The organism is Aeromonas schubertii (assembly GCF_000820105.1).
GTDB classification, from domain to species: domain Bacteria; phylum Pseudomonadota; class Gammaproteobacteria; order Enterobacterales; family Aeromonadaceae; genus Aeromonas; species Aeromonas schubertii.
In genome coordinates this window covers 87,529-100,455 of record NZ_CDDB01000011.1, presented here as the reverse complement: position 1 = coordinate 100,455, position 12,927 = coordinate 87,529, and the positions used below count along the sequence as shown (strand labels likewise).

Sequence of the window (12,927 nt, the reverse complement as noted above, 5' to 3'; positions counted from 1 at the left end):
CTTACTCGGTGGCCGCTTCTGCCAGGGGGGGAACGGGCTTCCCTTGCCGACGGTAAAACTCAGTTACAAAGTCGTCTAATTTACCCTGCTCGATCGCGTCCCGCAAACCCTGCATCACACGTTGGTAGTAGCGCAGGTTGTGGATGGTGTTGAGTCGGGCGCCGAGGATTTCATTACACTTGTCCAGGTGATGCAAGTAGCTACGGCTGTAGTTTTGACAGGTGTAACAGTCGCACTCGGCATCCAGGGGGCTGGTGTCATCCTTGTGCTTGGCATTACGGATCTTGACCACACCGTCGGTGGTGAAAAGATGACCGTTACGGGCGTTGCGGGTCGGCATTACGCAGTCGAACATGTCGATACCGCGACGCACCCCTTCCACCAGATCCTCCGGTTTGCCCACCCCCATCAGATAGCGCGGCTTGTCGGCCGGGATCTTGGGACAGACGTGCTCGAGGATGCGATGCATGTCCTCTTTCGGCTCACCCACGGCGAGACCACCCACGGCGTAGCCGTCGAAACCGATCTCCAGCAAGCCGTCCAGGGAGACGTCGCGCAGGGGCTCATAGACAGAGCCCTGGATGATGCCAAACAGGGCATTCTTGTTGCCCAGTTCGTCGAAACGCTGGCGTGAGCGCTTGGCCCAGCGCAGGGACATCTCCATGGACTTGCGCGCCTCTTCATAGGTCGCGGGATAGGGAGTGCACTCGTCGAAGATCATCACGATATCGGAGCCCAGATCGTACTGGATCTCCATCGACTTCTCGGGGGAAAGGAAGATCTTGTCGCCGTTGATGGGGTGACGGAAGGTGACCCCCTCCTCGGTGATCTTGCGGATGTCGCCGAGGCTGAATACCTGGAAGCCACCGGAGTCGGTCAGGATGGGGCCGTGCCAGTTCATGAAATCATGCAGATCCCCGTGCAGACGCATCACCTCTTGCCCCGGACGCAGCCAGAGGTGGAAGGTGTTGCCCAGCAGGATCTCGGCACCGCTCTGGCGCACCTCTTCCGGGGTCATCCCCTTGACGGTGCCATAGGTGCCCACCGGCATGAAGGCCGGAGTCTGTACTGTGCCACGCTCGAACACCAGCTGGCCGCGACGGGCGCGCCCATCGGTGGTTTTCAGTTCAAATTTCATCGTTTACCTCGAAAAAGCCAGAGAAACAGTCTGACGGTGTGGGGCTGTGCCCCGCTAGCAGTCGCCGACGGTCAGCGGCTGCGGCGACGGGTGATGAACATGGCATCCCCGTAGCTAAAGAAACGGTACTGCTCGGCCACCGCCTCACGGTAGGCCGTCATCACGTTGTCATAGCCGGCGAAGGCGCTGATCAACATGATGAGGGTTGACTCGGGCAGGTGGAAGTTGGTGACCATGGCATCCACCACCTGAAACTCGAACCCCGGGTAGATGAAGATGTCGGTGTCGCTGAAAAAGGGCACCAACGGCTGGCCCTGGGCCAGGGTCACCCGGGCGGCGCTCTCGAGGGAGCGCACCGAGGTGGTGCCGACGGCGATCACCCGGCCACCCCGGGCCCGGGTTGCGGCGATGGAGTCCACCACCTCCTGGGGTACCTCGGCATACTCCGAGTGCATGTGGTGATCTTCAATCTTGTCGACCCGTACCGGCTGGAAGGTGCCCGCCCCCACGTGAAGCGTCACAAAAGCGGTCTCGACGCCCTTGGCGCGGATCTGCTCGAGCAGCGCCTGGTCAAAGTGCAGACCGGCAGTGGGTGCGGCCACCGCACCGGGCTTGGCGTTGTAGACGGTCTGGTAGCGCTCCTTGTCCGCATCCTCATCGGGTCGGTCGATATAGGGGGGCAGCGGCATGTGACCGATGGCCTCCAGGATCGCCAGCACGGGACGCGGGTCGAGGAAGTGGATCTCGAACAGGGCATCATGACGGGCACGCATCTCGGCCTCTACGCCACCATCCAGGATCAGGCGAGTACCGGGTTTGGGCGCCTTGGAGGCGCGCACATGGGCCAGCACGGCATGATCGCCGATGATCCGCTCGACCAGGACCTCCAGCTTGCCGCCGCTCGCCTTCTGGCCAAACAGACGGGCCGGAATGACGCGGGTGTTATTGAAGACCAGCAGATCGCCGGGATTAAGCAGGTCGAGCACATCGACGAACTGGCCGTGACGACGCTCACCGCTCTCGCCATCCAGCTGCAGCAGGCGGCTGGCGGTACGCACGGCGGTGGGATATCGAGCGATCAGCTCATCGGGAAGGTCGAAATGGAAATCGGATACTTGCATCGCACACCTCGGAAAACCGGCGGCTAGTCTAGTTATCCCCCCCCTTCGTGGCAACTCAAAATGGCCCCGATTCGCCATCTTTCGACCCGTGGCAACCGTCACCGCCCAATTTTGTGAGCAGGCACAAGTTGCAGCGGTTTTAACAAAATGTCTTGACCTTGATCAATCGCTGTCACGCCCCCCCGAGTAATGTGGATCAGGAAGGCAGTAGCGAGGAGGCCGCCATGATCACCCTGTCCGAAATCATGACCGAGAAACCCTTCACCCTGGGACCGGAAAACAGCCTCAAGCAGGCCATCGATCTGATGAACCAGGAGAAAATCCGCCACATTCCCGTCGTCGACGGTGAGCATCAGCTGCTGGGTCTGGTGACCCTGAGCGATGTACTGGCCACCCGGGAGTCCAAGCTCTTTGTTACCACCCAGGAGCGGGAGGCGGAGTTCACCGACAGCGTGCGGCTCGAGGAGCTGATGACCCGCAACGTGGCCTGGGTCGACCCCCACGCGGGGATCAAGGAGGCAGCCCTCTATCTGCAGCGCCACAAATATGGCTGCCTACCGGTGGTAGAGCGGGGCAAGCTCATCGGCATCGTCACCGACAGCGACTTCATCGGCGTCGCCATCAACCTGCTCGAGGTGATGGAGGAGCGGGAGCCTTATGATGATGAATGATCTAAAATAAACGTAATAAAATTACAAAAAATAAAATTTTTGCGCTAAAAAACACCTCATCAACTGAAAGTGTTTCAGTTTGCCAGTTTTATTACAACAACACCTTGCAATGTGAGCCAGATCACACTACTATTCACTCCGCAATATTGCTGAAGGATGGGCTGCGGAGTGTGCTCCCGTTGCGTGTTCTTCCCGTGTGCATGTTTGCAACACCCCATAGTTTGTCTTTGCTGCCCATGGCAGCACTTTGTAAAGCCATTCCTTGTTGATTCTCCGGCCTCTGGCCGGTTTTTTTTTGTCTTCGTATCCGCTAGCCTGAGGGAATCCGAAACGAGATACCCCATGAACTACCTGGCCCACCTCCATCTGGCAGATCACACCCATACCTCTCCCCTGGGCAATCTGCTGGGAGACTTCGTCAAAGGGCCCCTGGCCGGCGATCTCTCCCCCGAGCTCAGACTCGGCATTCGTCTGCACCGCACCATCGACGGTTTTACCGATAACCACCCCGAACACAGGGCCGCCGTCGCCAGCCTCTCGCCCCCCTGGCGCCGCTATGGTCCCATTCTGATCGACATGCTCTATGACCACTGGCTAAGCCGCCACTGGACGCGCTTCGCCGCCGATCCCCTGCCTGCCTTTCTCGCCAGGCACTACCGTGCCCTGCTCACCGTGCGTCCCCACCACCCCGGGCACCTCCCGGCCGGGCTCCCCTTGCCCCTGCGCCATATGGCCGAACAAGGGTGGCTGGAGAGTTATGCAGAGTGGGAGGGAACGGCCCGGGCGCTCGACGGGATCGGTCGTCGTCTGCGCCGCCCCCTTCCCCTGGGAGAGGGCGTTCGCGACTTGTCCCTGCCACACAGAGGCGAGATGGAGCAGGGCTTTCTGCGTTTCTATCCCGACCTGATGGCGTTTGCTCTGGGTGAGGCCAAACGGCTGAAACGAGAAGAGGCGGGATAACCCGCCTCTCTCTTACTTCGCCTGCTGTTTCTCTTTCTTTATCCCGAGTCCCAGCTCCCGGCCGCGCAGCCGGGCATAGTAGGTGCAACCCACGAAGGCGATGGTGGCAAGCAGCAGCTCGACCAGCGCCAGAAGGCGTTCCCCCTCGTCCGTGGTGATCAGAGTCAGGGAGTGCAGAAAATAGAACATCAGCACGAAGTTAGCCCAGGCATGGGTATAGGGCTTGCCCAGCAGGATCCCCCACAGGGGAAACAGCAGGGGCACCACCCAGATGGTCAGCAGCAGGGTGTTGCTGATCTCCGGATGGGGTGAGAGCCAACCGTGCCACAGCACGACCCAGACCAGCAGCCCCAGATAGCCGAAGAGGGCCAGGATACGGGCAAGGGAGCTCGTCACTTGATGATCTCCAGCACCTGCTCGGGCGGACGACCGATGCGGGCACGCCCGTCACAGACCACGATGGGACGCTCGATAAGCTTGGGATGCTCGGCCATGGCGCGGATCAGGGCATCCCCCGACTGCTCGGCCAGCCCCAACTCACGATAGAGCTCCTCCTTGGTACGCATCAGTTGACGCGGATCGTCAAACCCCAGCAGTACCAACAGCTCACGGATCTCCGCCTCGCCGGGGGCCTGCTCCAGGTAAAGGGTGACGGTGGGCTCAATCCCTTGCTCGGAGAGCAGGGCCAGGGTTTCCCGGCTCTTGGAACAGCGCGGATTGTGGTAAATTCTGACTCGGCTCATGAGGCCTCCCGTGGCAGCTAATCAACGGCCGCCATTGTAGGGGAAACACGTGGAGAAACATAACTGAATGAAACGAATTTGTTGGGCAGTTGTGGCCGGTCTGCTGCTCGGTGGCTGTGGCGAGATCACCCAGTTTGAGAAGGCATCGGGGGCTCGGGTTGCCCTCAGCGAGTTTTATGGTCGCCCCCTGCTGATCAGCTACTACGCCCCCTGGTGCGCCCCCTGCCAAAGCGAACTTCCCCTGCTGCAGGAGATGGTGACCCGGCGCGGTCTTCAGGTCTTGCTGGTGAGCTATGATGCCACCTCCCAAGAGGAGCTTGGCCGCCAGGGCGCCCCGCTCGCTCCCGAGCTCCCCCTGCTCAGAGCACTGCCCAATGCCAGGCTCCCCTATCCCAAGCCCCGGGCGCTTCCCACCAGCTATCTGCTCGATGCCAGCGGCCAGCTCAAGGAGACCATCACGGGTGAGCTCTCGGCCCGCAAGGTCGATGAGCTGGTCACCACCATGCTCACCCCTCTGCCCCGCCCCGAGCCCTGGATGATCTACAGCTCCAAACAGTAACGACGCGGCCCCTTCACGGGGCCGCTTCTTTCGCTTGTTGACGTTAGCGCTTGAGAGACTCCAGCTCCTTCTGCGCCTGCTCCAATTGGGCGATGCGCGCCTCGATTCGCGCCAGGGTCAGTTTGTCACTGGTCGTGCCTCGCCCCACCACCATCTCGTCGATGGCGGCCTGATAGTCACCGCGCAGGGCCAGTTGCTCGGCCCTCGCCAGGTGCAGGTCGGTCATGCGTCCGGCCTTGCGATAGGCATCGGAAAGCATGCTCCAGGCCAGGCTGTTATCCCCGTGGGCGCGCACATAGGGATCGAGCAGGGCGATGGCCTGCTTGGTCTGGCCACTCTCGAGCAGGGCATTGGCCAGGTTGATGATAACCACCTCGTTGTCGGGCATGCGCCGCTGGGCCGACTTGAGACGGGCGATCGCCTCCTGGCTGCGCCCCTTGGCCATGTCGATATCGGTCTGGGTATCGATGACGAAGAGATCTTCAGGGTGGCGGCTCGCCAGCTCCTTCATGATGACATCGGCCTCGTCGTAACGTTTGAGCTGCACCAACGCCAGTGCCTTGCCATACAGGGCCGCATCCTTGAGGCCATAGTCCCCCTTGGCGAGGCGGGCATCGAAATAGGTGAGCATGCCATCGGCACTCTCGTTACCGTAACGCACCTGAATACGGGCCTTGGCCATCAGGAAGTCGAGGCTGGGGGGCACCCGCCGGGCCTGGTAGCTGGCGGCTCTCGCCCGCGCCTCCGAGATGCGGGTCTCGGGCAGGGGGTGGGTGAGCAGCATCTCGGGGGGTTTGCTGGTATAGCGGTACTCCGCCGCCAGCTTCTGGAAGAAGTTGGCCATTCCCATGGGCTCGAACCCGGCGTCATAGAGGGTCTTCATGCCGATACGGTCGGCCTCGAACTCGTTGTCGCGGGTGTAGTTGATGGCCGACTGCATCGACAAGCCAAGGGTGGTCTGCAGCGCCGCGATACCGGCGGTGGGGTTGATCACCGCGAGCGCAATCGAGCCCACCAAACCGGCCAGAGTCAGGGGGGTATTGCTGGCCTGGGCCTCGAGATAGCGGGCGATGTGGCGCTGGGTCACGTGGGTGATTTCGTGGGCCAATACCGAGGCGAGCTCGCTCTCGTTGTCGGCATAGAGAAACAGCCCGGTATGCACCTTGACGCGCCCACCGAGAAAGGCGGCGGCGTTGATGCTGCTGTCGTTGACCAGAAAGAAGGTAAAGGGGAAACGTACCCCGTCTGCGTTGGCCAGCAGACGCTGCCCTATGCTGTCGAGGTATTCGCTCAGCACAGGGTCATCGATGACCGGCAGACCGGCACGGGCAAAACGCATGAAGGCATCCCCGTAGCGCACCTCCTGCTCGATGGGCAGGGCCACGACACCGGCGGTCCCTATATCGGGCAACTGATTGCTGGCCAGCGCCGGCGCGGTCGCACCGCTGAGGGCGGCGATCAGCAGGGGAATACTGGCGGCGACGAGGGATTTTCTGGCCACGCTCTCTCTCTCCTTGGGATGGGCCTGCGCAGGATAACCTTGCCATCTGGCCCCCACAAGCGTTGTTTAACACTCGCCGCGGGGCAATAATAGCCTGCCGTCACGAGGGAGAGACGATGGAGAGAGTGGATCTGCGAGCCCTGCGCTGCCCCGAGCCCCTGATCCGGGTCAAACTCTGGTTGCGTGAGGCCGCCACGGGGGAGACGCGCGAGCTGCTGCTCAGCGATCCGGGTTCACGCCGGGATATCCCCCGTTACCTCACCCGAATGGGCCACCACTGGGAGACTTGCGAGGAGTCTGCCGATCATCTGCACTTGCGGGTGCAGGTCTGCCACAAGGAATTGCTCTGAATGTTTGATGTCATCAGGCGCTGGTACAAGTCCCGTTTCTCCGATCCCGATGCGGTCGCCCTCTTCCTGCTGCTGCTCAGCGGCTTCGCCGTCCTCTGGTGGTTTGGCAATCTGCTTGGCCCCTTTCTGGTTGCCCTGGTGCTCGCCTACCTGCTGGAGTGGCCGGTAGCCCGGCTACAACGACTGGGGTTGTCGCGTACCCTCGCCACGGCGCTGGTGGTCACCCTCTTTCTCGCCTGCATGATCATGCTCTTGCTGGGCCTGGTGCCAACCCTGGTCGTACAGGGGATCAACCTGGCCAAGGAGGCGCCCACCATGCTGGCCCACACCCAGGACTTCGTGCGCAACCTGCCGGAGAAGTACCCGGATCTGGTCGACATCTCCCTGGTAGAGAGCGTCATCGACACCATTCGCCAGCGCATTCTCTCTCTGGGGGAGAGCCTGGTCGCCGCCTCCTTAAGCTCGCTGGTGAGCATAGTGACCCTGCTCATCTATCTCATCCTGGTCCCCCTGCTGGTCTTTTTCATGCTCAAAGACAAGCAGGCTCTGCTCGGCGGCCTGCAGCGCTTCCTGCCGCGCAACCGAGCCCTGGTACGCCAGGTGTGGCTGGAGATGAACGACCAGATAGTCAACTACATCCGCGGCAAGGTGATGGAGATCCTTATCGTCGGGGTGGCCACCTATATCCCGTTTGCCTTCCTGGGGCTGCGCTACTCGGCCCTGCTGGCGGTGGCGGTGGGCTTCTCGGTACTCATTCCCTATATAGGGGCCGTGGTGGTGACGGTTCCGGTCGCCATGGTGGGGCTGTTTCAGTGGGGCCTGACTCCCGAATTTGCCTGGTTGATGATCCTCTATCTGGTGATCCAGGCCCTCGATGGCAATGTGCTGGTCCCGGTGCTCTTCTCCGAGGCGGTCAACCTGCACCCGGTCGCCATCATAGTGGCCGTGCTCTTCTTCGGCGGACTGTGGGGCTTTTGGGGGGTCTTCTTCGCCATCCCGCTGGCCACCCTGGTCAAGGCGGTACTCAATGTCTGGCCCAAGCGCGACGAGCTCCCGCTTAGCCAGGGATAGGCGCCTTCCCACCTGAGGGGGGGCCCGCTACACTGGGGTTCCCCCCTGGCATAAGGAAGTGGCCCATGACCCACACCCCTCGTCTTCTGCTGTTACTCCCCCTGCTCCTGGCGGGGCAGGCCCGGGCCGATATCGATCTCGGCGCCCTGGGCGCCTTCTCCAGTGACAGCCCCACCAGCCCCATTCCCAAGGGATTGGTGCTGGGCGGTGCACTCATCGGTGGCCAGGCACGCTACCAGCACTAGGACGATGCCTTGCTCCCCATTCCGGGCGCCCTCTACTTTGGGGACGATCTCATGTACCTGGGCGATCGGGCCCGCTACTACCTCACCCGGGAGGGGGGCCTGTCGACCTATGCCTTCGGCCGGATGCGCTTTGGCAATCTGGACCCGGATGATGACCCCTTTCTCGGCGGCATGCACAAGCGCAAGGGGGAATTTGAGGCGGGCCTGGGGGCCGATCTCATCACTCCCTATGCCCTGCTGAGCATGCGAGCCACCACAGATGTGACCGGCAACAGCAACGGTCAGGAGGTGATGCTGTGGGCCAACTTCCCCATCATCCGTGGCCCGCTGCTGCTGATGCCGGGGGCCGGTGTGATGCTGCGCAGTCACAATCTCGCCAACTACTACTTTGGCGGCGTCTCACAGGAGGAGGCCAGGGCCGGCCGACCGGCGTGGAACACGGGCACCACCCTCTCCCCCATGGTCTCGCTCATCGGCAGCTATCGATTCAGTGCCAACTGGATTGGCGGCTTTGGTGTCAACTACGAGCGCTATGATGACGATATCGCGCAGAGCCCCATCGTCCAGCACAGGGGCGAGCTCTATGCCGGGATGGGACTCGGCTATATCTGGTGATACCCTCTTCGCCACGAAAAAAGGAGCCGACGGCTCCTTTTCTTATTCGGGGTTACCCCTCTCTCACAGCTGCGCCAGGAAGTGCATCAACCGCTGGTTGACGAACGCCGGATTCTCCAGGGTAGCGATATGGCCCGCCCCGGGGATCTCCACCAGAGGACACGCCAGCACCTCGGCCATCAGGTAGCCTTCCAGCACGGGGCGCGCCTTGTCCTCACAACCTGTCATCACCAGGGCCGGACAGGGGATCTCTTCGAGCCACTCCATGCGATCGGCGCGGGTGACGAAGCTGCGCCCCACCGCCACCATGGCCGCCACCTTGTCCGCCGGCCAGGCAGCCAGACGGGCCTTGAAACCGGCCATCAGGGCCGGGTCTGGCTGGTTGGCGAAAAACAGTGGCGCCACCTGCTCGACGATGGGTGCCGGAATGGAGCCGAGCTGCTCGATGGCCCCCAGCATGCCGAGGTAGCGCTCGCAGGTGATCTGGGGCTCGAGGCCGACGAAGGTATCCATCAGCACCAGCCCCTTGATGCGCTCTGGCACCATCCTGGCCAGCTCTACCCCCCACATGCCACCGATGGAGAGTCCCACCAGGATAAACTCCCCGACGCCGAGGGCATCGAGCAGGGCCAGATGATCCCGGGCGAGATCCGCCAGGGTGAGGCGCCCGGCCGCCAGGCCATCGGACTCCCCGTGTCCCCACAGCTCGGGGACGATGCAGCGATACTGCCCCTTGAGGGCCTCCAGCTGGGGTGCCCACATGGCGCTGTCCCACAGGTAGCTGTGGCCAAACAGGATGACGGGGCCCTGGCCCTCGTCCAGATAGGCGAGACTGCGCCCGCCGAGCTCGATCCGCTGTTTCATCGATAGATCCATTCTCATGACAGGTGCGGCAGTTTAGCACAGGGAGACTGGTCACCCCTGCTCCGATTAGTGCATGCTCATCAGAGACCGACAAGGAGAGAGAAGGATGGCCAAAGAGAAGATCAAACGGCTCGACAAGAAGCTCTACGAGCACCACCTTGCCCATCTGCAGGAGGAGCTGGTCAAGCTGCAGGAGTGGGTCAAGCAGGAACACCTCAAGGTGGTGGTGCTGTTCGAGGGGCGCGACGCCGCCGGCAAGGGGGGGGTCATCAAGGCGATCACCGAGCCGCTCAACCCCCGGGTCTGCCGGGTCACCGCCCTGCCCGCCCCCTCGGACAGAGAGCGCTCCCAATGGTACTTTCAACGCTATGTCGCCCACCTGCCGGCCGCCGGCGAGATGGTGCTGTTTGACCGCTCCTGGTATAACCGGGCCGGGGTCGAACGGGTGATGGGCTTTTGCAGCGACGAGGAGTACCGGGAGTTTCTGCGCGCCTGCCCCGAGTTCGAGCGGATGCTGATCCGCGCCGGCATCATCCTCATCAAGTACTGGTTCTCGGTGAGCGATGAGGAGCAGGAGAAGCGCTTCAAGGAGCGCATCAACACCCCCATCAAGCGCTGGAAGTTCAGCCCCATGGATCTGCAGTCCCGCTCCCGCTGGGCCGAATACTCCCGGGCCAAGGATGACATGTTCACCTACACGGATACCCAGGACAGCCCCTGGTTCGTGGTGGATGCCGATGACAAGCGGCGGGCCCGGCTCAACTGCATCACCCACCTGCTTTCCAAGATCCCCTACGAGGCGATCCAGTACGAGAAGATAAAGCTGCCGCCCATCAATCAGGAAGGGTACGAGCGGCCCCCCATCACCAGCCAGACCTTTGTGCCGGATATCACCGCCGAGCTGCAATAAAAAGCCGGCCCAAGGGCCGGCAAAAGTGATAACACTGCATTGGAAATCCGAACTCCCGGCCCTCCTGGCCGGGAGCTTGCACCTTAGGTGCGGTTGTAACGGGCGGTACGGGGGAAGGCCCGCTCCTTGGCGTCGAACAGGTAGCAGGCTTCGGCCGGGATCCCGACGCTGAACTGCTGGCGCGCCTCGACCTCCAGGTCCGCATTGGCCTTGACGGTAAAGTCGTGACCATCCACCTCCATGTAGACGAAGGACTCGGCCCCCAGGTGCTCGGCCACCTGTACCGTGCCGGTCACCACGCTGTGGGCGTGGTCGTGGTCGGTCGCCACCAGATGCTCGGGGCGCACCCCCAGCTCCACGGCATCCCCCACCTGGCCGCGACGGGCATCGACCCGGGCGCGCACCTTGTCCCCCGTGGTCAGGGTCACCACACACTCCTGCTCACCGATCTCGGTCAGGGTCCCCTTGAGGAAGTTCATCTTGGGAGAGCCGATAAAGCCGGCCACGAACTTGTTGTCCGGGTTGTGGTAGAGCTCGAGCGGGGTACCAAACTGCTCCAGGTTGCTCTCGGCCTCACCCTTGAGGGGGCTCAGCACCACGATACGGTTGGCCAGGGTCATGGCCTCGACCTGATCGTGGGTCACATAGATGATGGTGGAGTTGAGTTCCTTGTGCAGCTTGGCGATCTCGATACGCATCTTGACCCGCAGGGCGGCGTCAAGGTTGGAGAGCGGCTCGTCGAACAGGAACACCTGGGGCTGCTGAACGATGGAGCGACCGATGGCCACCCGCTGACGCTGACCGCCGGAGAGAGCCTTGGGCTTGCGCTCGAGCAGAGGCTCTAGGCCGAGGATCTCGGCGGCGCGCATCACCCGCTTGTGGATGGTCTCCTTGTCCATCTTCTTGAGCTTGAGGCCGAAGGCCATGTTCTCGTAGATGTTCATGTGCGGATAGAGGGCGTAGGACTGGAACACCATGCCCACGTTGCGCTCGACCGGCGGGACATCGTTCATGTAACGACCACCGATGGAGAGCTCGCCGCTGGTGATATCCTCCAGACCCGCGATCATCCGCAGCAGGGTGGACTTACCGCAGCCGGACGGGCCGACGAAGACGATAAACTCCCCTTCCTTGATGTCCAGGTTGATGTTGCGCAGGGTGTCCTTGTGGACCGCCGGATCGTAGTTCTTGCGAACGCTTTTAAGTACAACTTCTGCCATGACAGGCTCCGCTCAAAAATCGTTTTAACCTGGCGGCGGGCACTCCCGCCGCCTGTGAATGCATCAGCCCTTGACGCCGCCCGCCGTCAGACCACCCACCAGCCAGCGCTGGGCCAGCAGGAAGACGACCGTGATGGGGAAGCCGGAGAGCACGGCCGCCGCGGCGAAGTCACCCCACAGGTAGTTCTGGGGGTAGAGGTATTGCTGGGCACCGACCGCCAGGGTCAGGCTGTTCACATCCGACAACAGGATGGAGGCCATGGGCACCTCGGTGATCGACCCGATGAAGGCGAGGATGAAGACCACCGCCAGGATCGGCACCGACAGGGGCAGCAGGATCAGGCGGAACGCCTGCCACGGCGTGGCGCCGTCGATGGCCGCCGCCTCTTCCAGGGAGGAGTCGATGGTCTCGAAGTAGCCCTTGATGGTCCACACGTGCAGGGCAATCCCCCCCATGTAGGCCAAAATCAGGCCGCCATGGGTGTTGAGCCCGAGCCAGGGGATGTATTCACCAATCTTGTTAAACAGGGCGTAGATGGCCACCAGCGCCAGCACGGCCGGGAACATCTGGAACACCAGCATCCCCTTGAGGATGGTGGCCTTGCCACGGAAACGCAGACGGGCGAAGGCGTAGGCGCAGGTGGTGGAGAGCACCACGATAAACAGGGCGGTGAGGCCCGCTATCTTGATGGAGTTCCACAGCCAGGTCAGCACCGGGAACGGCGGCGGGGTGATGCTGCCATCCGGATTGGTGACCGGGATGCCCAGCGCCAGCCGCCAGTGATCCAGGGTCGGATTGGTGGGGATGATCTCCCCCACCGAGAAGTTGCCGTTTCTAAAGGAAATGGCGATGACCATGATCAGCGGGAAGATGATCAGCGCCACGAAGCTCCACATCACCAGATGGGTGGCCCAGACCCGATACTTCACCGATTTGGGTTGTACGATTGCCATGGGTC

At 62.2% G+C, this 12,927-nt stretch carries 14 protein-coding genes and 1 pseudogene; 7 read left to right on the top strand and 8 right to left on the bottom strand.

The genetic code is table 11. The features are described from left to right. Position 1: 1 nt before the first annotated feature. Entirely contained in the window at positions 2-1,138 is a 1,137-nt protein-coding gene (gene tgt, locus BN1133_RS02895; protein WP_050665050.1) for a tRNA guanosine(34) transglycosylase Tgt, read from the bottom strand. A 71-nt stretch (positions 1,139-1,209) separates the two neighbouring features. After that, positions 1,210-2,259, bottom strand: a complete 1,050-nt coding sequence (gene queA / locus BN1133_RS02890) for a tRNA preQ1(34) S-adenosylmethionine ribosyltransferase-isomerase QueA (protein ID WP_050665049.1) — start codon at positions 2,257-2,259, stop codon at positions 1,210-1,212. A gap of 224 nt (positions 2,260-2,483) precedes the next feature. On the opposite strand from queA, the gene BN1133_RS02885 reads away from it, so the two are divergent. Together BN1133_RS02885 and BN1133_RS02880 are read left to right on the top strand one after the other, a co-directional pair. After that, on the top strand, positions 2,484-2,930 hold the full coding sequence (locus tag BN1133_RS02885; protein WP_050665048.1) for a CBS domain-containing protein: 447 nt from the start codon (positions 2,484-2,486) through the stop codon (positions 2,928-2,930). A 342-nt stretch (positions 2,931-3,272) separates the two neighbouring features. Then, complete coding sequence (locus tag BN1133_RS02880) at positions 3,273-3,890, top strand: acyl carrier protein phosphodiesterase (protein ID WP_050665047.1); 618 nt, start codon at positions 3,273-3,275, stop codon at positions 3,888-3,890. 12 nt (positions 3,891-3,902) lie between these two features. On the opposite strand, the gene BN1133_RS02875 is transcribed toward BN1133_RS02880, so the two are convergent. Next, on the bottom strand, positions 3,903-4,286 hold the full coding sequence (locus BN1133_RS02875) for a DUF2069 domain-containing protein (protein WP_050665046.1): 384 nt from the start codon (positions 4,284-4,286) through the stop codon (positions 3,903-3,905). Next, positions 4,283-4,633, bottom strand: coding sequence for an arsenate reductase (glutaredoxin) (arsC, locus tag BN1133_RS02870; RefSeq protein ID WP_050665045.1), 351 nt, complete (start codon positions 4,631-4,633; stop codon positions 4,283-4,285). Before arsC ends, BN1133_RS02875 begins: the two co-directional genes overlap by 4 nt. A 67-nt stretch (positions 4,634-4,700) precedes the next feature. Here arsC and BN1133_RS02865 point away from each other — a divergent pair, with 67 nt between their 5' ends. Beyond that, positions 4,701-5,192, top strand: coding sequence for a TlpA family protein disulfide reductase (locus BN1133_RS02865; RefSeq protein ID WP_082177876.1), 492 nt, complete (start codon positions 4,701-4,703; stop codon positions 5,190-5,192). A gap of 43 nt (positions 5,193-5,235) precedes the next feature. On the opposite strand, the gene bepA is transcribed toward BN1133_RS02865, so the two are convergent. Continuing rightward, complete coding sequence (bepA, locus tag BN1133_RS02860) at positions 5,236-6,693, bottom strand: beta-barrel assembly-enhancing protease (RefSeq protein ID WP_050665043.1); 1,458 nt, start codon at positions 6,691-6,693, stop codon at positions 5,236-5,238. A 116-nt stretch (positions 6,694-6,809) separates the two neighbouring features. Here bepA and BN1133_RS02855 point away from each other — a divergent pair, with 116 nt between their 5' ends. The 3 genes and pseudogenes from BN1133_RS02855 to BN1133_RS02845 all read left to right on the top strand — a co-directional run bounded on the left by BN1133_RS02855 (position 6,810) and on the right by BN1133_RS02845 (position 8,974). Continuing rightward, a complete protein-coding gene (locus BN1133_RS02855) occupies positions 6,810-7,043 on the top strand; it encodes a sulfurtransferase TusA family protein (protein ID WP_050665042.1) in 234 nt (77 codons plus the stop codon). After that, positions 7,044-8,114: an AI-2E family transporter gene (locus BN1133_RS02850; RefSeq protein WP_050665041.1), complete on the top strand. Its 1,071-nt coding sequence runs from the start codon at positions 7,044-7,046 to the stop codon at positions 8,112-8,114. It abuts the gene before it with no gap. Between the two features lie 65 nt (positions 8,115-8,179). Further along, positions 8,180-8,974 (top strand): annotated as a pseudogene (locus tag BN1133_RS02845) (MipA/OmpV family protein). A gap of 63 nt (positions 8,975-9,037) precedes the next feature. Here BN1133_RS02845 and BN1133_RS02840 read toward each other — a convergent pair. After that, a complete protein-coding gene (locus tag BN1133_RS02840) occupies positions 9,038-9,838 on the bottom strand; it encodes an alpha/beta fold hydrolase (RefSeq protein WP_050665040.1) in 801 nt (266 codons plus the stop codon). Between the two features lie 106 nt (positions 9,839-9,944). On the opposite strand from BN1133_RS02840, the gene ppk2 reads away from it, so the two are divergent. After that, positions 9,945-10,748, top strand: a complete 804-nt coding sequence (ppk2, locus tag BN1133_RS02835) for a polyphosphate kinase 2 (RefSeq protein WP_050665039.1) — start codon at positions 9,945-9,947, stop codon at positions 10,746-10,748. 83 nt (positions 10,749-10,831) lie between these two features. On the opposite strand, the gene BN1133_RS02830 is transcribed toward ppk2, so the two are convergent. Together BN1133_RS02830 and malG are read right to left on the bottom strand one after the other, a co-directional pair. Continuing rightward, the gene (locus BN1133_RS02830; protein WP_050665038.1) at positions 10,832-11,968 is read right to left on the bottom strand and encodes an ABC transporter ATP-binding protein; all 1,137 of its coding nucleotides are present in this window, start codon (positions 11,966-11,968) and stop codon (positions 10,832-10,834) included. A gap of 63 nt (positions 11,969-12,031) precedes the next feature. After that, entirely contained in the window at positions 12,032-12,922 is an 891-nt protein-coding gene (malG, locus tag BN1133_RS02825) for a maltose ABC transporter permease MalG (RefSeq protein WP_050665037.1), read from the bottom strand. Positions 12,923-12,927 lie beyond the last annotated feature (5 nt).

What these genes read in the sequence shown, in the direction of transcription:
- tgt (WP_050665050.1), bottom strand. Translation starts at nt 1,138, where the DNA reads ATGAAATTTGAACTGAAAACCACCGATGGGCGCGCCCGTCGCGGCCAG.
- queA (WP_050665049.1), bottom strand. Translation starts at nt 2,259, where the DNA reads ATGCAAGTATCCGATTTCCATTTCGACCTTCCCGATGAGCTGATCGCT.
- BN1133_RS02885 (WP_050665048.1), top strand. Translation starts at nt 2,484, where the DNA reads ATGATCACCCTGTCCGAAATCATGACCGAGAAACCCTTCACCCTGGGA.
- BN1133_RS02880 (WP_050665047.1), top strand. Translation starts at nt 3,273, where the DNA reads ATGAACTACCTGGCCCACCTCCATCTGGCAGATCACACCCATACCTCT.
- arsC (WP_050665045.1), bottom strand. Translation starts at nt 4,633, where the DNA reads ATGAGCCGAGTCAGAATTTACCACAATCCGCGCTGTTCCAAGAGCCGG.
- BN1133_RS02865 (WP_082177876.1), top strand. Translation starts at nt 4,701, where the DNA reads ATGAAACGAATTTGTTGGGCAGTTGTGGCCGGTCTGCTGCTCGGTGGC.
- BN1133_RS02855 (WP_050665042.1), top strand. Translation starts at nt 6,810, where the DNA reads ATGGAGAGAGTGGATCTGCGAGCCCTGCGCTGCCCCGAGCCCCTGATC.
- BN1133_RS02850 (WP_050665041.1), top strand. Translation starts at nt 7,044, where the DNA reads ATGTTTGATGTCATCAGGCGCTGGTACAAGTCCCGTTTCTCCGATCCC.
- BN1133_RS02840 (WP_050665040.1), bottom strand. Translation starts at nt 9,838, where the DNA reads ATGAAACAGCGGATCGAGCTCGGCGGGCGCAGTCTCGCCTATCTGGAC.
- ppk2 (WP_050665039.1), top strand. Translation starts at nt 9,945, where the DNA reads ATGGCCAAAGAGAAGATCAAACGGCTCGACAAGAAGCTCTACGAGCAC.
- BN1133_RS02830 (WP_050665038.1), bottom strand. Translation starts at nt 11,968, where the DNA reads ATGGCAGAAGTTGTACTTAAAAGCGTTCGCAAGAACTACGATCCGGCG.
- malG (WP_050665037.1), bottom strand. Translation starts at nt 12,922, where the DNA reads ATGGCAATCGTACAACCCAAATCGGTGAAGTATCGGGTCTGGGCCACC.